Source organism: Microcosmobacter mediterraneus, assembly GCF_031846265.1.
Taxonomy (GTDB): domain Bacteria; phylum Bacteroidota; class Bacteroidia; order Flavobacteriales; family Flavobacteriaceae; genus Microcosmobacter; species Microcosmobacter mediterraneus.
Map to the genome: position 1 here is coordinate 77,428 of NZ_JAVRIA010000006.1, position 19,780 is coordinate 97,207.

At 32.2% G+C, this 19,780-nt stretch carries 16 protein-coding genes; 2 read left to right on the plus strand and 14 right to left on the minus strand.

Annotation, left to right across the window (positions count from 1 at the left end):
* Window positions 1–2: 2 nt before the first annotated feature.
* The 7 genes from RM697_RS10910 to RM697_RS10940 form a co-directional block, all read right to left on the minus strand.
* Entirely contained in the window at window positions 3–488 is a 486-nt protein-coding gene (locus RM697_RS10910; RefSeq protein WP_311427929.1) for an ABC transporter ATPase, read from the minus strand.
* Entirely contained in the window at window positions 488–658 is a 171-nt protein-coding gene (locus RM697_RS10915; protein WP_311427930.1) for a hypothetical protein, read from the minus strand. Before RM697_RS10915 ends, RM697_RS10910 begins: the two co-directional genes overlap by 1 nt.
* Window positions 651–839, minus strand: coding sequence for a hypothetical protein (locus RM697_RS10920; protein ID WP_311427931.1), 189 nt, complete (start codon window positions 837–839; stop codon window positions 651–653). The genes RM697_RS10915 and RM697_RS10920 overlap by 8 nt, the downstream gene beginning before the upstream one ends.
* A 2-nt stretch (window positions 840–841) precedes the next feature.
* Complete coding sequence (locus tag RM697_RS10925; RefSeq protein WP_311427932.1) at window positions 842–1,624, minus strand: (Fe-S)-binding protein; 783 nt, start codon at window positions 1,622–1,624, stop codon at window positions 842–844.
* Window positions 1,625–1,804: 180 nt separating this feature from the next.
* Entirely contained in the window at window positions 1,805–3,118 is a 1,314-nt protein-coding gene (locus RM697_RS10930; RefSeq protein WP_311427933.1) for a 4Fe-4S dicluster domain-containing protein, read from the minus strand.
* A 7-nt stretch (window positions 3,119–3,125) separates the two neighbouring features.
* The gene (locus RM697_RS10935) at window positions 3,126–4,067 is read right to left on the minus strand and encodes an MlaD family protein (protein WP_311427934.1); all 942 of its coding nucleotides are present in this window, start codon (window positions 4,065–4,067) and stop codon (window positions 3,126–3,128) included.
* A 55-nt stretch (window positions 4,068–4,122) separates the two neighbouring features.
* Window positions 4,123–5,253 (minus strand): N-acetylmuramoyl-L-alanine amidase family protein, encoded by a 1,131-nt coding sequence (locus tag RM697_RS10940; RefSeq protein WP_311427935.1) that lies wholly within the window; start codon window positions 5,251–5,253, stop codon window positions 4,123–4,125.
* A 203-nt stretch (window positions 5,254–5,456) separates the two neighbouring features.
* On the opposite strand from RM697_RS10940, the gene RM697_RS10945 reads away from it, so the two are divergent.
* Both RM697_RS10945 and RM697_RS10950 read left to right on the plus strand, forming a co-directional pair.
* Window positions 5,457–8,108, plus strand: coding sequence for a putative LPS assembly protein LptD (locus tag RM697_RS10945; RefSeq protein ID WP_311427936.1), 2,652 nt, complete (start codon window positions 5,457–5,459; stop codon window positions 8,106–8,108).
* Between the two features lie 87 nt (window positions 8,109–8,195).
* The gene (locus RM697_RS10950) at window positions 8,196–8,579 is read left to right on the plus strand and encodes a Rid family detoxifying hydrolase (protein WP_311427937.1); all 384 of its coding nucleotides are present in this window, start codon (window positions 8,196–8,198) and stop codon (window positions 8,577–8,579) included.
* Between the two features lie 17 nt (window positions 8,580–8,596).
* On the opposite strand, the gene RM697_RS10955 is transcribed toward RM697_RS10950, so the two are convergent.
* The 7 genes from RM697_RS10955 to RM697_RS10985 all read right to left on the minus strand — a co-directional run bounded on the left by RM697_RS10955 (window position 8,597) and on the right by RM697_RS10985 (window position 19,667).
* Window positions 8,597–9,448, minus strand: coding sequence for a DUF4349 domain-containing protein (locus tag RM697_RS10955; protein ID WP_311427938.1), 852 nt, complete (start codon window positions 9,446–9,448; stop codon window positions 8,597–8,599).
* Window positions 9,449–9,584: 136 nt separating this feature from the next.
* Complete coding sequence (locus tag RM697_RS10960; RefSeq protein WP_311427939.1) at window positions 9,585–10,145, minus strand: hypothetical protein; 561 nt, start codon at window positions 10,143–10,145, stop codon at window positions 9,585–9,587.
* A 29-nt stretch (window positions 10,146–10,174) separates the two neighbouring features.
* On the minus strand, window positions 10,175–12,043 hold the full coding sequence (locus RM697_RS10965) for a M1 family metallopeptidase (protein WP_311427940.1): 1,869 nt from the start codon (window positions 12,041–12,043) through the stop codon (window positions 10,175–10,177).
* A gap of 81 nt (window positions 12,044–12,124) precedes the next feature.
* On the minus strand, window positions 12,125–12,988 hold the full coding sequence (locus RM697_RS10970) for an N-acetylglucosamine kinase (protein WP_311427941.1): 864 nt from the start codon (window positions 12,986–12,988) through the stop codon (window positions 12,125–12,127).
* Window positions 12,989–13,057: 69 nt separating this feature from the next.
* On the minus strand, window positions 13,058–14,059 hold the full coding sequence (gene gap / locus RM697_RS10975; protein WP_311427942.1) for a type I glyceraldehyde-3-phosphate dehydrogenase: 1,002 nt from the start codon (window positions 14,057–14,059) through the stop codon (window positions 13,058–13,060).
* 32 nt (window positions 14,060–14,091) lie between these two features.
* The gene (pfkA, locus tag RM697_RS10980; protein ID WP_311427943.1) at window positions 14,092–15,078 is read right to left on the minus strand and encodes a 6-phosphofructokinase; all 987 of its coding nucleotides are present in this window, start codon (window positions 15,076–15,078) and stop codon (window positions 14,092–14,094) included.
* Window positions 15,079–15,212: 134 nt separating this feature from the next.
* Window positions 15,213–19,667 carry a translocation/assembly module TamB domain-containing protein gene (locus tag RM697_RS10985; RefSeq protein WP_311427944.1) on the minus strand — a complete coding sequence of 1,485 codons (4,455 nt, stop codon included), beginning with the start codon at window positions 19,665–19,667 and terminating at the stop codon, window positions 15,213–15,215.
* Between the last annotated feature and the right edge of the window lie 113 nt (window positions 19,668–19,780).

Below are 19,780 nucleotides of genomic sequence, written 5' to 3' on the forward strand. Positions count from 1 at the left end.
TTTTATTTCATAAATCTACTATGCCAACTTTCACTCGCAGGAACTTCCCAATTATCTTTAAATTCAGCAATATTTGTCACTAAATTATTAAACACAATCGTTTTTTTAGACACTGCATTATGTTTTACCATTTTCCTAAAATCTGTAAGGGATTTATAAGCAATAAATTCACCTTGTTTATAAGACACATTCATTTTATCCATGAGGTCTACACTGTAGTCCTTTTCTAATTCTTGTATAAAATGAACTGAGGCATCAATAGAACATCCTGTTGCTGCGTTTAAACTTTGGTTTAAACCAATAACTATAAATCGCTTGTATTTTATAACATAGCCAGCACTTAAATTGCTACCATGTGCTGTCCAATTTGCAATAAAAACATTGAGTTTTTTAGAAATGTCTTCAATTTCTAAATCTGTAAACGAACGATTTGCTTGATAAATCCAAACACGCGAAGTTTCTGGTAATTCATTAAAATCTACTAACATTATTCTTTTAATTTCTTATTCTTAAAATAAAACTTAATAGCTCCTAAAGCAGTGAAAACAAAAAATATTAAAGCAAAAATTTCTAAGGTTATAGGCTTTTTAGCAACATAGAAAATAATGAACATAATACCTGTCCAAATTAGACCATTACTTAAGGCAGCTTTAAGCATTGGGTTTTGGCTTAACGATAAAAAAGAAAATAATTGCAATAACTATGGAGCTTATGATAATCATTTCTTTGCCAAAAGATGTATCTAACAAATTATTAGCAAGAACTAATAGTCCTCCACTAACTAAACCTCCAATAATTGCAGCTAAAATGCGAACTTTTAGAAATGAATTGTGACTCATAATTAAGAATTAGCGATTAACTCAGCAACATCCATAACTGTGATGCTACCTTCTTTTTCTTTAGCTTTAATACCATCTGTCATCATTGTGTTGCAATAAGGACAACCCGTTGCTATGATATTAGGATTAGTCTCTAGCGCATCTTCTGTTCTTAAAACATTGACGTCTTTATCGCCTTTTTCTGGCTCTTTAAACATTTGTGCTCCTCCTGCTCCACAGCATAAAGCAGTACGTTTATGACGTTTCATTTCTACCAATGTTGCATTGGTATTTTTAAGTACTTCTCTAGGTGCATCAAACACATCGTTAGCACGACCTAAATAACATGGATCATGAAACGTGATGCGCTTTCCTTTATAAGTTTCACCTTCTAAAGTAAGACGTCCAGAATCTATAAGCTCCTTAATAAATTGTGTATGATGAATAACCTCATAGTTACCTCCTAGACTAGGATACTCATTTTTAATGGTATTAAAAGAATGAGGATCACAGGTTACAATACGTTTTACGTCGTAAGCATTAAGCACCTCTATATTCATCATGGCTTGCATCTGAAATAAAAATTCATTCCCAGCACGTTTAGCTACATCTCCAGTATTACTTTCCTCAGTTCCTAAAACAGCAAAATCAACCTTAGCTTTATTTAAAATCTTAACGAATGCCTTAGTAATTTTTTTTGCTCTATCATCATAACTACCTGCTGAGCCTACCCAAAATAAAATTTCAGGTTGTTTGCCTTCAACCATAAATTGTTCCATAGTTGACACTTTTAGTTCTTCACTCATTTTACAACATTTTATGTTTAATGTTACTTCTTTTTTGGAGCAGTTAAAACAGCCATACAGCCACCTCCTGCTCCTATAATTAGTCCTCCTATTAAATGACCATATTCATGATCTCTTAGAAAACCCATAACTACTATTCCCAAGATTATTAAAATAACTCCAAGAATTATCACTTGTTTTTTATTCATCTTTCCAGTTTAGGCGATCCATTTGATTATAAGGCCATGGTGCGCCATTATTTTCAATATTGGTCATCATATTATTCAATTCCATTGGTGCAGCACTTTGCTCCATAACCAAATAACGCCTCATCTCCATAATAATAGATAATGGGTTTATACTTACAGGACATTCTTCGACACAAGCATTACATGTGGTGCATGCCCAAAGCTCTTCATGCGAAATATAATCTCCTAAAAGCTGCTTACCATCATCTTTAAACTCACCTTTATTAGCATCAATATTTTTTCCTACTTCTTCTAAACGATCACGTGTATCCATCATAATCTTTCGAGGTGATAATTTCTTGCCAGTAAGATTTGCAGGACAAGCAGAAGTACAACGTCCACATTCTGTACAAGTATAAGCACTCATTAATTGCACCCAACTTAAATCTTGCACATCACTAGCTCCAAACTTAGCAGGAGTTTCATCTTGTACTCCTTCTGCAGGTGCTGCAAAAGGATCAGCATTAGGATCCATCATCAACTTAACTTCGTTAGTAACTGATTCTAGATTGTTAAATTTCCCTTTAGGTTCAACACTTCCGTAATAGGTGTTTGGAAACGCCAAAAGAATATGCAAATGCTTAGAAAAGTATAAGTAGTTAAGAAATATAAGAATCCCTAAAATGTGTAACCACCAAGCAGAACGTTCTATGGTGTGTAGCGTTGCTTCAGACATTCCATTAAACCAAGGTGCTATGTATTGAGAGATAACATTGCCATGAGCTAATTCTTGGAAGGGTGTATCTGTTGCATTCATAACCAAGAATAAACACATTAAAACGACTTCAAAATACAATATAATATTACCATCACTCTTTGGCCAACCTTTCATTTCAGAACTTAGAAATCGTTTGACTTTAATAATATTTCGTCGCAACCAGAATACAATAACTGATACTAATACTAATACTGCTAATATTTCAAAAGAGCCAATTAAAAATCCATAAACAGATTCTGGCACTATTTTTAAACCTATACGATGGGTTCCAAAGAGACCATCGATGATAATCTCTAGAACTTCGATATTTATGATAATAAAACCAACATAAACAATAACATGTAAAAATCCTGAAATAGGTCGTCTTACCATTTTGCTTTGCCCAAGCGCAATGTTTATCATGTTTTTCCAACGTTGTGATTTTTGATCACTAACATCTACATCTTGACCAAGTTTGATATTTCTTATAAGCTTTCTGACGTTTCTAACAAAATAGCCAATTCCTATTGCTAATGCTATGGCAAAGAGAACGTTTGGGATGTATTCCATGTTTAATCTAATTCTTTTGTTCTTCGGTTGGTGGAGTATATGGTATTTCTCGCTTAGACAAAATGCGTCTGTAGCGAGCAGGATGTAATTTTATATCTAACAATAAGAGTTCTAATTCTTTGGTAGCAGATTCTAAATTATTATAAAGCGCATCGTCATTAAGTAATTTACCAATGGTTCCTTTATTCTCTTTAAGACCTGCCATAATGGAGTTTATAGACACTAAGGTTTCATCTAAGTTAGCTACAGTTTTGCCTAAATCTACTTCCTTTAAATCTGCAGTAAGTACAGCCATATTAGCTGCAGTTTTATCAACATTATCTAATACACTGGCAATCTTTTCATCATTAGCCTTTATTGTTTTTTGAAGAGAGTACGATAAGTTTTTAAAGGATTTTAATGTAGAATTTAATTCTGAAATCGTGGCTTTTAAGCCTTCATCAGATTCATCTATAACTAAGCCATTTAAATTGGTCATTAAGGTATCTGCAGAACGCAAGGTAGAATCTAAATTACTACTAAGACCTGAAAAATTTTCGCTTAGACTAGAGACTAATCCAGGTTTAACTTCAGATTTTATAAAATCACCTCGTTTTGCCATTTCACCATCATTAGCTTTTATAATAGCTAAAGCATTCCCTCCCATTATTCCGGTTTCGTATAGTCTTATTGTGCTATTTTTAGAAAATTTCAATTTAGGGTTTACTGAAAACGACACACGTGTTTTACCTGTTTCAAAATCGTAAGTAATCTCTTCAACTTTACCAACTGCATTTCCTTTTATAGTCACAGGAGAAGACGTACTTAAAGCGTTGTAATCAAATTCTGTGTAGTAATTATCTTCATCTGTAAAGATATCTTCACCTTTAAGATAGGTAAACAAATAAATAAAAAGTAAAATACCAGAAATAACCAGTAATGCTACTTTAATTTCCTTTGAAATTTTCAATGTATAATGAGTTTTATTACTAACAAAATTAGCAATAAATTAATTAAGAATGTCTTTAATTAGACGCTGTTTTAAGGATACTGTTAACATCTACACGCTCACCACCTTTGTAAGCCACTATAAAACATGACGTATAGCCTTTGGCTTTTGCATTTTCTTTGAGTTGAAGCGCTTTATTATAGTCTGAAGTTTCGCCATAAAAATATTTATAAATGCTAGACGATTTTTCTCTACTAATACCTGATAAGCCTTTAAAATTATAAGCTTTTGTTGCTAAACGTCGTTGTCCTGCTGCAATTTGGACTTTAAAGGTTATTCCGTCGTAAAAAGCAGATTCTGAAATATCAGAAGAGATAGTATTATCTTGTTTTGGTTTATTATCTAAAACAAGATGTGTACCAACATTTTTATCTAATTTTTTCTTGTAATCAATAATAGCGTTAGAAATTTGAGTAGATATTTGTATTTGACCTCTTTTAGAATTAAGATATGCACCTTCCTTATTATTGGTAATGAACCCTGTTTCTATTAATACACTTGGCATATACGTATTATGTAATACCCAAAATGCAGCATCTTTAACACCTCTACTTTTTCGCTCTAATTTTCCTTTAAAATTATCTTCTACTAATCGTGCTAAGATGATGCTCTGTTCTAGATACTCTTCTGCAATAATTGATAAGGCAAGTAATGATTCTGGCGAACTCGGATCAAAACCTTCATAACGCTGTTCATAATCATCTTCTAAGAAAATTACTTCATTTTCCTTTTTTGCAATATCTATATTTTTATTATCGCCTCTTGTGGCTAAAACATAGGTTTCAGTTCCATACGCCTGAGAGTTATGTGCATTGCAATGTATAGATACAAACAAATCGGCATCAGCTTTATTAGCTATAGCAGCTCGTTCGTGTAATTCTAAAAATACATCAGTTTTACGTGTGTAGATAACATTAATATTGTTATACTGCTCTAAAGTTTTACCTACGGCTAAAGCTATTTTGAGTGCAATATGCTTTTCTTTATATCCATGTTTTGTTGGACGACCTGGATCCTTACCACCATGGCCAGCATCTATAACTACAGTAAAGGTATCAGATCCATTCTGAGCATTGAGCTGAGATGTTAAAGAACCTATAAAAGTGAATAGTATAAATACGAATGTATGTAAAAGGGACGTTTTCATGTGTATCTAACGGCTAACAAATACGATTTAGTGCCTATTTCATTGGGATTACTCTAATTATTAATTTTGATGATGGTTTCAATTAATCACAAAAAAATATATGTACTTTTGGCTGTTCAAAAACCGAGCCATACTTTTACAAAAATACACTAAAAGGATTGCGTACAAATAGCCTTCATATACTTTTTCTGTTGAGTTTTACCATGCTTATCAACACTTTGGGTTTTGCGCAAGAACTCCCTAAATCCAACGAACCAATAAAACCAAAACGCGAAACTGATAGTGTTCTAGTTAAATCAGATTCCTTACGTCAGCAACCTGTTAACTTAAAGGTGGTAGATTCAATTAAAACAGATTCCATTATAAAAAAGCCAGAGCTTTTAGAAGATATTGTGAAATACAAGGCTAAAGATTATGTCTCTATAAACCAGCGAGAAAAGAAAATTTATCTTTTCAATGAAGCCGAAGTCTATTACAAAGACATGGAGATTAAATCTGGTATTATTGTTATTGACTACAGTAAAAATTTAGTATATGCAGGACGAATAAAAGATTCTACAGGATATTCTCAAAGCCCTATTTTTAAACAAGGTCCAACGGTTGTAGAACCAGACTCCATAGTTTTTAATACCGAAAACCAAAAGGCATTGATTTGGAATTCTAAGACAGAACAAAATGGAGGTGTTATTATGTCTGAGCTCACCAAAAAAGAAAACGATTCGGTGTTTTTTGTTAAAAATGCAAAGTTTACTACCTCTGAAAATTTAGACGATCCTGAATATTACTTTTTAATGCGGAAGGCTAAAATTGTGCCAGACAAAAAAGTAGTAACAGGCTTAACCAACCTATTTATTTATGGTGTACCAACTCCTATTGGTTTACCATTTGCCTATTTTCCTTTAACAAGTAAACAGACTTCTGGAGTAATTTTCCCAACCTTTGGTCAACAAAACGATAGAGGTTACTTTTTGCAAAATGGTGGTTATTATTTTGCAATTAGTGATTATTTTGATTTAGCAGTACTCGGTGATTATTTTACCAACGGAAGCTATGGATTACGTATAGAAAACAATTACGCAGTACGCTATAAGTTTAGAGGGAATCTTAGTTTTAGGTACGAAAATTTACTAAACAGTGAACGTGGATTTCCAGATTTTAGCCAAAGTACAATTTTTAATTTTAGATGGTCACATACCCAAGATGCTAAAGCTAATCCAAGCTCAAGATTTTCGGCTTCTGTTAATATTGGTAGTAGTCAGTATTTTCAGCAATCTATAAATCAGTTTAATAATTCTAATTTCCTAAACAATACCTTATCCTCATCTATTTCGTATTCCAAAACCTTTCAAGGCGAGCCACAGGTTAATTTGAATCTTACAGCAACACATCAACAGAATACTCAAACTCAAGACATTAATCTTACCTTACCAACTCTACAAGCTAGTGTAAGCCGAATTTTCCCTTTTGAACCAAAGTCTGGCACCAAAAAAGGTGCCATTCAAAATATAAATTTTCAGTACAACGTTAGAGGTGAAAATAGAATACAGACTACAGATTCTTTATTCTTTAAAAGCGAAATGTTTGATGATGCCAGAATAGGTATGCAACATACCATCCCATTAACTACCAACTTTAAGTTATTTAAATATTTTAGCACAAGTGTAAGCGCTAATTTCCGTGAGACTTGGACCTTAAATACCATTCGACGTTTTCAAGATCCAGTAACAGAAGATATCGTTACAGTAGATCGTCAAGGATTCGATGCTTATAGAACCTATAATTTTAGTGCTAGTATTGGTACAACCATCTATGGAATGTTTGATTTTGACAAAAAAGGCAAAGGTCGACGTATACAAAAAATACGGCATGTTATGCGACCAAGTATTAGTTACAATATTAATCCTGCTTTTGATCGTTACTATGAAACATATGAAGTAGTTGATGCAGATGGCACAACTTCTGATGAAGTTTACAGTAGATTTGAGGGGTCTTTGTTTGGAGCGCCAGGACGAAATTTTTCAAGCTCAATAGGGCTTAGTATTGGTAATAATTTTGAAGCCAAAGTACGCGATAAAGATAGTACTGCTACAGAGCCCAAAAAGATAATGTTACTTAACAACCTTAATGTATCTACAAGCTATAATTTAGCAGGTGATTCTTTAAGGATAAGTCCAGTGAGAGTAACAGGTGGTACTCAAATTCTTGATAAGAAAATGAATATTAATTTTGGTATGACTTTAGATCCCTACGCTCTAGATAATAACAATACTAAAATTGATCGATTTAATATTGATAATGGCGGAAGTTTATTCAGACTAACAAACGCTAATTTAAATATTAGCTACAGCTTATCGAGTAAGAATTTTGAGCGCGATCCTGCAGATGATAGAGCCATTGAAGAATCACTAAGAAGTGGAGGGCGAGCCGATGACCTCTTTGGAAAACCTGAAGACTTCGCTGATCAACGTCTTAATGACGATGATGATAAAAAGAAAGAAATCGACTCTGAATTTTACAAGTTTACAATACCTTGGTCTTTACGTTTAGCCTATGCTGTAAACTACTCTAATACGAGACGACAGAACCAAATTTCTTCACATTCTTTAATGTTTAGTGGTGATATAGAATTGTCGCCACGTTGGAGTTTTGGTGCATCTTCTGGTTATGATTTTCAGAATCAAGGATTCACCTACACTCAATTTAGATTTGAACGAGATCTGTTAAGTTGGCGCATGAATTTTAGTTGGATACCTTTTGGGCCACGTACCTCATGGAATTTTTTCATTGGGATTAAATCAAATCTTCTTAAGGATCTTAAATACGATAAACGTAGACAACCAGATAGACAATTGTAATTAGTGGTTAGTGGTTAGTGTTTCGTGGAAATAATAAACTAAATTAAAGCCTCAAAAATAGGTTTAACATCAAATCTGTATACAGTTATGAAAACAATTATACAAACACCAAATGCTCCTGCTCCAATTGGTCCTTACAACCAAGCTGTGCTAATCAACGACACGTTATATACCTCAGGTCAAATAGCTATTGATCCTAATACTAATGCATTAGTTTTAGATTCAATTGAAACCGAAACCAAACTGGTTATGAAAAACCTAGAAGCTGTTTTAGCTGCTGCCAACATGACTTTTGAACATGTAGTTAAAACCAGTATTTTTATTAATGATATGCATAACTTCTCTAAAATTAATAGTGTCTATGCGCAGTACTTTGATGAAGCTAATGCTCCAGCTCGCGAAACTGTTGAAGTTGCAAACCTACCAAAATTTGTAAATGTAGAAATTAGCGTTGTGGCTGTGAGGTTTTAACTTTGATATAAGTATTATTATTTTTTATTTAAAATCCTTTCAAACAATTGTAATTTGTCAATTACAAGAAGAATTAAATAAGCAAACAATGTTATAAAAAATAGTATTGTAATGATTTGTAGATACATTGACACTGTCCATTCTAAGGCAACTTTCATTCTTTGCATTAATCCTATTTTAACTTCTTTCCCTTCTAAAAGTGAAAATTGAACTGTACAAAATTCATTTTCATCATCAAAATCTCCAAGACTAACACCTAGTCCTTGAAGTTGTTGTTCAATTTCTAGAATACGATTTTCTAATCCCATATACTCCTCTATTTTCCCTCCTTTTGATTTTAAATCGATGAGTGAGTTTCTTATTTTTTCTAAAGATTGCTTTTTAGCATTTAACTCCTTGTACTCATTGGTCTTATCTTTTTTGGTAATTTGTTTTGCTTGCACTTTACCAATTTTAATTAGCTTATTGTAAAGCGAATCAAAATTTTCTGGAGGAACACCTACTACAAGATTTAATTTACGATAGCCTTTATTTCCGCTTTTTTGTTCAAACTGGATTAAAGCATTAAATTGTTCTATTGTTTTTCTTGATGAGGCTTCTTCTTGCTCAAAACTTGAGGATTTTGTTTTAATTTCTGCAATCTTCTCATATTTCTGGTCAACTTTTATTGCAGTTTGATTTACATTATTTGATTGAACCTTATATTTCTTTGAAGCATAATTTCTCTTAGAGCTTGAAATGTTCTCAAAAAAAGCAGTTTCATAGGTTGTATCATCAAATGTTTTTGTGTAACCATAAGCTAGTCTAAATATATATAGAACTATAAAAATCAGAATTAGCCAAAAAAATAATCTTTTCAATCTTTTCATAAATGTGCGTTTCATATTTCTGATTTTATTAGTTTACTTAACTACAAACGTTTATATGTTAAACTATTATATAAGTAAAAACAAAGTATTGATTTTTAAGTTAAAAAATCGAAGTAGCAATTAGTCACTGGAATTCCTATATAGAATGATCTATTAGACGAAATGATTTCATAAATATATCTATATTCTTATCGTCTTGTCCCATAAATGTAATGGTATAAACTCGATTTCCGTTTCTAAATAATTTTCCTTGAATATGACCTTTTATACCTTGATCAATTTGATTTTGTTTTAGTTCTAAAAGAAAATAGTGACCATTCATTCCATGTTGCTTTATAGGTTCTTGAAACTCTAATTGAAAGGTCTCTGCCATTTTATTCGAAAAATTAGTTACGCCTTGCGCATAAATTTGTTCGTTTGTCATAGATTTAATCATATGCTCTGGATAATCGAGGTATTCAATAGAGAAAATTTTATTTGGCCCTAAAGTTGAACGAAATACGTGAATTTTAAATTTATCAAGTCCGATTTGATTATCAATCGCTGAATGATTTGGTTTGGTAGGAAAGTTAGCTATAAAATTTCCTGGTTTAGAGGCAAATTCTCCACCTTGTGTTTTATAGATCATTTTATCTGATTCATTTCCACAGGAGAGAACCGTCAAAATTGTTAAAATTAATATTAAGCTTCGTGTCATAAAATAGCTTTTATATTTATTGATTTAGTCTACTCAGAATAACCCAACATAGCATCAATAGTGTTTACCGTAACTGAATGGTAATTAGATCTAGATTTTTTATAAATCTCTAGAGCTTCATCTACACGATCAGCATTTTTGAAAGCCTTAAAAATCGTAGATACATACCAACGTCGACCTACTCTATTTAAAAATTCAGTAATGGTATTATCTATATCATTACCTCTGTAATTATGTTTTACAGACTGTTCATACCAAACCATAGCAATGTAAGAATTGGTTGAGTTAGTTAAATTAAATGTATTATCTAAAGCCGCAAACTGCTCAATAGTCATCTCAATAGGAAAATTTCTTATAAAATGAACCCATTCTTGTGGTGTCCAATCTTGGGTTATTTCGGCATCAATAGCATTTGTCTTAATAAATGTTTCTAATAGTCCTTCAACTGCTGAGAACTTATCTGATCTTATGATCGATTGATTTTCTGGGATTCCTGAATTGTAAATCCATTCGTTGGTGTTAAAGTTAATAGCATTAGGCTCTAAAAGATGCTCGTTTAAATAATTAACAAACCGCTCTGTTGTCATGGTTTTAAATGCATGAGTAGTAAAGTAGTTTTTTAGAAAATTATCAAACCTATCTCTGCCAACAGTTTCCTCTAAAGTTCTTAAAAACAAGTAACCTTTGTCGTATGCAATACTATTCATACCATCATCTGGGTTTTTACCCTCTAAATCTAATTTAAGCATTGTAGCCTCTGGATTATTTTTAAACCCTTCTAACTCTTCCTCTAAATCTTGCCTGCTTATTAAAGCTAACATATTAGCACGATCTTTTCCGTAGAGAGCTTCCATGATTCGCATTTCAAAATAGACTGTAAATCCTTCATTTAACCAGAAATCATTCCATGTAGCATTTGTTACTAAATTACCAGACCATGAATGTGCTAACTCATGCGCAATCAGTGACGTTAAACTTTTATCACCTGCAACAACAGTTGGTGTAGCAAAGGTAAGTCTTGGATTTTCCATGCCTCCAAAAGGAAAGCTTGGTGGAAGCACTATAACATCAAACTGATCCCAAGCGTAAGTACCATATAAAGCCTCTGCAGCAGCAACCATTTTCTCCATATCAGAAAACTCGTTTTGAACTTTGTCTAATAAAGATGGTTCTGCATAAACACCTGTTCTACTACTTACAGCTTTGTAATCAAAATCACCAACAGCTAAAGCCATTAAATAAGGTGAAATAGGTTGTGCCATATTAAAACTATACAGACCATCTTTGATGCGTTCTTTAGGATTTTCGGCACTCATAACAGCCATTAAACCTGGTGGTACTTTAACCTTTGCATTATAGGTAATACGAAGTTGAGGACTATCTTGAATAGGAATCCAAGTACGTGTCAATATTGCTTGACCTTGTGTAAATAAAAAAGGATTAGTCTTATCTGCTGTTTGTTGCGGACTTAACCATTGTAGTGCCTCTGTTTGTGATGTAGTTTCGTAAGTTATCGAAACTGTTCTAGTAGTTGGTTTTATATCTATACCTAAGGCTTGACCAAGTTGCTCATGATGTTCACCCAATTTAAATGAGGTTTTAACACCATCTGCTTTAGCTTCTTTTATACTTAAGAACTTACTGTCTAAAACAAGAGTTTCTGAGTTTTTATTATCAATAGTATAGGTTGCTGTACCTGAGATAACACTACGATCAAAGTCTACAGAAATCTCTAAATCTAAATGAGTAATTGCAGCCTCATTAGGTTTAGCAAAAGAATGAGGTTCATCTACATAAGCAATAGTATCTTCAGATAGCGCTTTAGAAGTTTGCTCTTCTTTACAATTGAAGAGGATTAAACAACCAATAATTAAAAGCGATTGGACTACTAATTTCATAATATAATATTTAGAAGCCCTAAAATACAAGAAGGTAATATGCGTTGCAAATAAAACGCCTGAGTTTTATAACAATTAAGGTTACTTTAAATTATCGACATGATATTTTACAAGCCCTTCAATAGGTCGACGCTCAAAATTACCAACGGTAAACCCAAATTCTTTAGCAACAGCTTTGATCTCTTCTTTTGAAAAGAAAGCAATAGAACCAGCAAAATGAACAGGAACCGTTTTAATTTCTTCTTTGTATTGTAAAATCATATTCTGAACAAAATCTCTAAATCCTTTTTTAATAAGTTCTACTATATAATCGCTGTCTTTATTTAAAAACATAAACTCTGCAAAACTTGCAAGATAGGCATTAGGATTTGTTAGTTTGTATAAATTATACTTTACAAAATCTGCATCTAAATTAAACTTATGGCCAAAAGCAGCTCTTATATCACCTGGCATATGATTAAAATAATAATCTCTTATGAGCATTTTACCATAATGATTACCACTGGCTTCGTCCATTAAAGTGTAGCCTAAAGAGACTACACGCTGATGAAGTTTTTCACCATCGTAATAACTACAGTTAGAACCTGTTCCCATGATACAAACTACAGCAGCTTCATCACTTGTATTAATCGTTGCTCTTACAGCAGCCATAGTATCCTCTTGTACTTCAACCTCAGCATTAGGGAAATATTCTTGAAGAATTCCCTTTAGGATAAGTCTTGGATTTTCTGTTCCACAGCCTGCACCATAGAAGAAAATATGTTTAGCACTATTAAAATATGTTTTTAGCTCTTTACTTTTTCGTATTATTTTTTTGAGTTTTTTCTCGGATAGAATAGCAGGATTTAGTCCTTTTGTTCTAATTTTTTCTTCTAACTGATTCCCTTGCATATCGATTGCCATCCAATCGCATTTTGTAGAACCACTATCGACTATAAGTATCATAAGCTAAAAAATAAAAATTCCGCAGTTAAAATTCTGAAACTACGGAATTGTTAGTGCATGTATTATCTATTATAAGTTATTTACGTACTGAGCTAGATCTACAAGTTTATTGGAATAAGCAAACTCATTATCGTACCAAGCTACGATTTTAAAGAATTTTGAGTTTAACTCAATTCCTGCTCCAGCATCAAAAATACTTGTTCTAGTGTCGCTCACAAAATCTTGTGATACTACTGCTTCATCTGTATATCCTAAAATACCTTTTAACTCACCATCAGCTGCAGTTTTAAATACTTTTTTAATCTCATCATAAGAGGTTTCTTTTTGTGTTCTTACAGTTAAATCTACTACAGATACATCTGCTGTAGGAACTCTAAAAGCCATTCCTGTAAGTTTACCATTTAAATGTGGAATTACTTTACCTACAGCCTTGGCAGCACCTGTTGTGGAAGGAATGATATTCATAATTGCTGATCGTCCTAGTCTATAATTTTTACGAGATGGTCCATCTACAGTTAATTGTGTAGCTGTTGATGCATGAATGGTCGTCATTAATGCTTCTTCAATACCAAAATTGTCGTCTAAAACTTTAGCTACTGGAGCTAAACAATTGGTTGTACAAGATGCGTTAGATACGATAGTTTGGCTTGCAGTTGCTTTTTTATGGTTAACTCCCATAACAAACATTGGAGCATCTTTACTTGGTGCAGAGATAACTACTTTTTTAGCACCAGCATCAATATGGTATTGTGCTGTATCTAGTGTGGTAAAAATACCTGTACACTCTGCAACAACATCAGTTCCAACTTCATCCCATTTTAGATTTTTAGGATCACGTTCAGCTGTAACTCTAATTGTTTTTCCGTCAACGACTAAATGACCATCTTTTACCTCGATAGTACCATCAAATCTTCCATGAACAGAATCGTATTCTAATAAATACGCTAAGTGTTCCACATCTAGTAAATCGTTAATAGCTACAACATCTACATCAGCACGTTTTACAGTAGCTCTAAATACAATTCTACCTATTCTACCAAATCCGTTAATTCCTAATTTTAAGTTCGACATATTAATTTTTATCTTAATTAAATTCTTAATTGTTATATGGACAGTATGTCCGAAATTCTAAGTAATTCTCTATTTATATCATGATGCCCTGTTTTAATGGCATCAATATCAGAAGCAGTAATTATGTTATTTTCTATTCCTACCATAATATCTCGCTTACCATCTAGCAAAAATTCTATAGCTTTTACTCCTAATCTACTAGCTAATACACGATCAAAACAACTTGGGCTTCCACCACGTTGTAAATGACCAATAACAGTCACTTTAGCTTCATATTCTGGTAGACGTTTCCCAACTTCTTCTGCAAGTTCAAAAACATTCTCACCAGTTTTATCACCTTCAGCTACAATAACAATACTAGATGTTTTGCCTGATCTTCTACTTCGTTTCAATGACTCCAAAAGCGTATCCAAACCAATGTTTTCTTCTGGAATAAGGATTTCTTCTGCTCCTGCTCCAACACCACTATTTAATGCAATAAATCCTGCATCTCTTCCCATGACTTCAATAAAGAAAAGTCTGTTATGTGAGCTGGCAGTATCTCTAATTTTATCTACTGCTTCAACCACAGTATTTAAAGCGGTATCATAGCCTATTGTAAATTGAGTTCCTCTAATGTCATTATCAATGGTTCCTGGAATACCAACCACAGGAATATCGTATTCCTGGCTAAAAATAAGTCCACCTGTAAACGTTCCATCACCACCAATAAGCACTAAAGCATCAACTTTAGCTTCTTTTAGATTGTCATAGGCTTTTTGTCGACCTTCTTTAGTTCTGAAATCTTTAGAACGAGCCGATTTTAATATTGTACCGCCTTTATTGATGATATTTTTTACACTTCGAGGCGACATTTCTTCATAATCATTTTCAATGATTCCTTGGTAACCTCTATAAAAACCTAGGCATTTAATATCGTAATAAGCACAAGCTCTAACTACTGCTCTTATGGCTGCATTCATTCCTGGAGCATCACCTCCAGATGTCATTACACCTATTTTTTTAATGTCTTTTGACATGTTTTTAATGTTTGAAAAGTAAAATTACTAAACAAAATAAAGAAACTTGAAGCGTTTGCAATTAATTTAACGTTAGGTATAAAATTCAAACGTTTTCGTTAATAACTATTCTGAAAACCTAGGCATATAGCTCATTAATTTTGAGATGTTGAGTCTTTTTTCTTAACATTTATGAAGTCAGGAAAATCACTTTCTTTAGTATTTTCTTTGGGTTTCTCTTTTTGTTTCTCCTTGGTTTTATTTTTACCAGAAAATATAATTTGAATAAGTTCTCTAAAAGTATCAAACTCTACATTGTAAGATAAACCTATACCTTGAGTATAACCAATCTCCTCACCAAAATTTCTGATGGTATTTTCTCTATTAAAGAACTGAGCTCGTAAAGTACCATCATCATTTAGCAACCAATCTATCTGAACATCACCAGCTATAACAGATTGTGTTGCACCACCAATAGGCACACCTACTTTACCATTAATAACAACCTTTTCTGAAATTTTGGTTTCTAAAGTTAAACCTACTCTATCGTCGGTTTGCACATCTGGACTATTTTGTCCTATTTCGTAGTTAACACCTAACTTTAATTGATCGTCTTGATCACCTAATATATTCCCAATAATTCCATTAAGACGTTCTGCAATAGTTCCTGATAAATTAAGATCATCTAAGCCTCTTGCAAAAGAACCTGTTGTTAAAAGATATAAAGCTTGATTGTCTCTATCCTCTTTAGATGTTAGTCTATAATTAAGCTCAGACTTTATCGTAGAGTTTACATTTGGAAAATTGAACGTGAAATCTGGTTCTGGCTGTTCTAATTCTCCTGTTAAATTAATTTGCAATTCAACTGGAATACTTCTATTTATAGGATTATCTAGCAATACTGAAGGGTTAGTATTAGTGGTATAGATAGCTTGTAGGTTAATAAGAGCATCAAAAGGTTCTCCTTCCCAATCAATGGTTCCTCCTGGTTTTACCTGAAACTCTTTTTGTACCAAAGCACCATATCTAAAGTTATAACTTCCTTGAAATACCGCAAAAGTTCCATACATATTGAACTTACCATTAGTATTAATATCGAACAGTAAGTTGCCTTCACCTTTTCCTTTTATAGTGCTTCCTGAATTTTTATCAATTACAATTTCTATCTCTGCATTTTGATTAACATTCAAATCAAAAAACAATTCTAAACCTTTTATTTCAGTTTCCCTGACAACTTCACCTTTATAACGTGCTACTTTTTCTTCTGGACTTAAAAAATGAATGTAAGAGTTATCACCAAAGGATTCAGAATCGTTTAAAGGAATATTAAAAACTGTCCCTTTTTCTGTTGCACCTTCAAACTCTATTTTTAACTGATCAGTTGGTCCAAAAATATCGGCTTTACCACTTACAAATCCGGTTCCGTAGTACAGTGCATCTTCAGTCTCATCTGTACTAAGAACCAACATTCGTTCAGTTGATAATTCTAAGCCAAGCTCCCAATCTGAAAGGTTGTTATGACTGATATTACCATTGAGTAAACCTCTAGAAAAGTATTCAGAATCTGTCATAACTACATTATCAAATACAAACTCTTGCTTTCTTAGGTTAACTTTAGAATCAAAATCAAAACTATAATCTACGTTTAAGTAAGGAATAGATAAACCTGCTCTGTCCAATAATAACTGTCCATTAATATCTGGTCTATTTAGATTACCAGTTATGTCTGCATTACCCGAAACTACACCTCGTATATTATTAATGACACCTTCACCTAAAGGATTTAGAGGATCTAGGAGAAACTCTTCAAAATCTACAGCTACATTAACAGATGGCCTCTTTGCATCAAAATTAATATCTCCTTGCGCATTTAAAGTTGTTAACCCATCATTTTCTAAAGTTATATCTACGAGGTAATTCGTTAGAGATTGCTGACCTGAAAGTTTGGCTTTTAAATTACCTAAGTTATACCTGTTAAGCTCCAAGTTTTCAATATTAATATCTGAGCTAGGCACATAATTGCCTTCGCGTTGTAAAAGCTTTATATTTCCATTAATGCTTCCTGCCAAGGCTAAACTATCTATTGGAGGAGTTATCTTTACAAGATCAATGTCATTAAAATCTAGATTTAGATTTTTATTTGTATTACCTATAATTTCGCCAGAAAGCGTCATATCTTCATCATAATGACTCATCACTAAATCATCTATGTAGAAGTCTTTTAAATCTTTATCAAACGTTACTTTATTAAGTTTATTTCTGTTTGAATTAATTTGCCAATCATACCCTTTAAATTGAATATCTGAGCGTTTAAAACCAACAACAAATTTATTGTCTTCGTTGATTGTGTAGAATAAATTTAGATCGAAAGTATCATCGTTAAATTTACCACCTTTAAATTCTGAATTAACAAACAAAGTATCTCTAACTGTTCTGTTTATAAAATTAAAATCTGAAATATTATAGTGCTTAGAACCAATAGAATCCATAGCAATATAAGTGTTGTAAACAGGATTACTATTATCAACATTCATAGTAATTTCTTCTGCAAAATAATCTCTAAAATTTACTTGTGGTGCATCAAAACTGAGCTTAAAACGCTTGGCGTCTGTTTCTATTCTTCCTTTTATGGTTGTATTCTCGCTTAACTTTAAATCTTTAAAAAACACAGTAACTATTTTACTGTAAATCTTAAAATCAAAATCTAAGTATTGATTATCTTCAAGATCATGCGGACTGTAATTTGTAAAAATACTGCCAATTGAGTTTTCTGTTAGTTTTTGGATATCATCAAACTTAAAATTACCTTTAATAAAACCACTAATAATATCTGGCGAATTAATAGTAACGATTCTGTCTTTATCTGTAAAATCTGATGTTACTGTAAAATCTTGAAAAAAATAATTTTCGTCTTGATTCTTATAGATTGTATTTTTTACATTAACTACTCCAATGGCATCTTCGATTGAAGATCCTTTCATAGACATATCTACTTTTCCTCTAAAAACAGAGACACTATCTCTTGTTACAAAATTTAAAGTTTTAAGGTTAGCCAAAGCAACTTCTGCCTTAAAGTCGTAAGTCTTTATATCGTTAGAAAAATCTACTAAACCATTAAAATTAAGTTTTAAATTATTGTCATCAGCAATTAAAATACCATCAAAGACTCTATCGCCTAGCTTACCTTCAACATTGATATTTCTGTATAAATAATTGTTATAAGCTAACTCAAATACTTCTCCTGTAATTTTAGTATCTAACGTTTCTAATGTAAATCCTTTTCCATCAACTTCTAAGTCAAAAGATGTTTTCCCAACTTTCTCATCATTTGCAATTGGTCCCAAATCAAATTCACGAAACAATAGTGTTCCCTTATAATCTGCATTATCTATATCATCGATTTTAGTCATCTGTAAATCTGAATCAATAAATCCTAATTCGGTATCGATATTAATATCAGCATCAATTGTAGAATCAGTTATATAAGAATCTCCAGTGATTTTGAAGCTGCCTAATTTTGCAAATATTGATGGTATAGATTCTCCTAAAATATTAGGTAATAAAGCTCTTAAATCATAGTAATTAGAGGATAAATTTCTAAATCTACCATCCATAGAAAAATTATTGGCTTCACTATTAAATAAGTTTATAAAGAGAATATCACCATATATTTTTGTTTGATTTCCAGAATTTAGTTGAAGTTTATCTGCTTTTAGATTATTAAGAGTCCCTGAAAGATGAACACTTAACTTGGCATTTTGATTAGCGCCAAATTCGTTGTAGAATACATTCAAATCATCTAATTGTACCGAAGAATCACTAAAATTAGCTGTAACATTAACCTTATCTGTAAAATCTTTTAAATCTTCGCGCTTGTAATCAAAAGAGATAGAACCATTAAGGTTTGATTTTTCAGTCTTAACATTTAAATTCTGAAAATTCATTTGACTTCTTGAATAAGTGAAATCTGTAATCATATTTTTAACTCGTAAACCACGACGATCTAAAAAAGATAATCTATTAATACGTGCACTAACGTCTGGTCCATTTATTAAAAAATTAGTAGCGTTGATATTGAGATCAGTAAATTCCAAAATTTCCATCTTCTCTTTATTCTCATCAGAAAGTCTAAACTCACTATCATAAATAGAGATATCACTTGTAGAAAGTAAAAAACCACTTGGCTCATCTGTAGGCTCATCTTCATCAAAACGAGCTACAAAAATATCGAGGTTAGTATCCTCAGCACCTTTGTAAGTTTTTATATTTAAAAGCAGTCCTTCAATATCTACATCACCAAAATTGAGCTTACCATCATATAATTTTTTAAAGCTTATTATAGAGGTATTTAACTCTTGTATAGCTATTAAGGTATCTTTTTTATAATCCTCAATGTAAATACCTTTAAGCTCAACATCGCCATTAAATTGTAAGCCAACTTTGCCAATGTTTATATTAGTTCCAAAATCCTCATTAAGTCTTTTAGTAGCATATTTACCTAATTTGGTTTGTACAGAAGGTATGGAAAGAACAAGAACCAGAATAACAAAGAGCAACAGAATGATGCCAATTATTTTCGATGTTATTTTTAGTACTTTTTTGATGCGCATTGATGTGTAAGAACTATCAAGTTAAAATCCTACTTTTGTATGTACGTAAAAACAATTACGACTAGACGTTTTTACTGCAATCAAAATTAACAATTATTGTGCCTAAATAACTC

Excerpts from the sequence above, each read along its gene's own strand:
- gap (WP_311427942.1), bottom strand. The coding sequence starts at position 14,059 with ATGTCGAACTTAAAATTAGGAATTAACGGATTTGGTAGAATAGGTAGA.
- RM697_RS10960 (WP_311427939.1), bottom strand. The coding sequence starts at position 10,145 with ATGACACGAAGCTTAATATTAATTTTAACAATTTTGACGGTTCTCTCC.
- RM697_RS10920 (WP_311427931.1), bottom strand. The coding sequence starts at position 839 with ATGAGTCACAATTCATTTCTAAAAGTTCGCATTTTAGCTGCAATTATT.
- RM697_RS10925 (WP_311427932.1), bottom strand. The coding sequence starts at position 1,624 with ATGAGTGAAGAACTAAAAGTGTCAACTATGGAACAATTTATGGTTGAA.
- RM697_RS10945 (WP_311427936.1), top strand. The coding sequence starts at position 5,457 with ATGCTTATCAACACTTTGGGTTTTGCGCAAGAACTCCCTAAATCCAAC.
- RM697_RS10950 (WP_311427937.1), top strand. The coding sequence starts at position 8,196 with ATGAAAACAATTATACAAACACCAAATGCTCCTGCTCCAATTGGTCCT.
- pfkA (WP_311427943.1), bottom strand. The coding sequence starts at position 15,078 with ATGTCAAAAGACATTAAAAAAATAGGTGTAATGACATCTGGAGGTGAT.
- RM697_RS10930 (WP_311427933.1), bottom strand. The coding sequence starts at position 3,118 with ATGGAATACATCCCAAACGTTCTCTTTGCCATAGCATTAGCAATAGGA.
- RM697_RS10985 (WP_311427944.1), bottom strand. The coding sequence starts at position 19,667 with ATGCGCATCAAAAAAGTACTAAAAATAACATCGAAAATAATTGGCATC.
- RM697_RS10970 (WP_311427941.1), bottom strand. The coding sequence starts at position 12,988 with ATGATACTTATAGTCGATAGTGGTTCTACAAAATGCGATTGGATGGCA.
- RM697_RS10940 (WP_311427935.1), bottom strand. The coding sequence starts at position 5,253 with ATGAAAACGTCCCTTTTACATACATTCGTATTTATACTATTCACTTTT.
- RM697_RS10915 (WP_311427930.1), bottom strand. The coding sequence starts at position 658 with ATGCTTAAAGCTGCCTTAAGTAATGGTCTAATTTGGACAGGTATTATG.
- RM697_RS10955 (WP_311427938.1), bottom strand. The coding sequence starts at position 9,448 with ATGAAAAGATTGAAAAGATTATTTTTTTGGCTAATTCTGATTTTTATA.
- RM697_RS10910 (WP_311427929.1), bottom strand. The coding sequence starts at position 488 with ATGTTAGTAGATTTTAATGAATTACCAGAAACTTCGCGTGTTTGGATT.
- RM697_RS10965 (WP_311427940.1), bottom strand. The coding sequence starts at position 12,043 with ATGAAATTAGTAGTCCAATCGCTTTTAATTATTGGTTGTTTAATCCTC.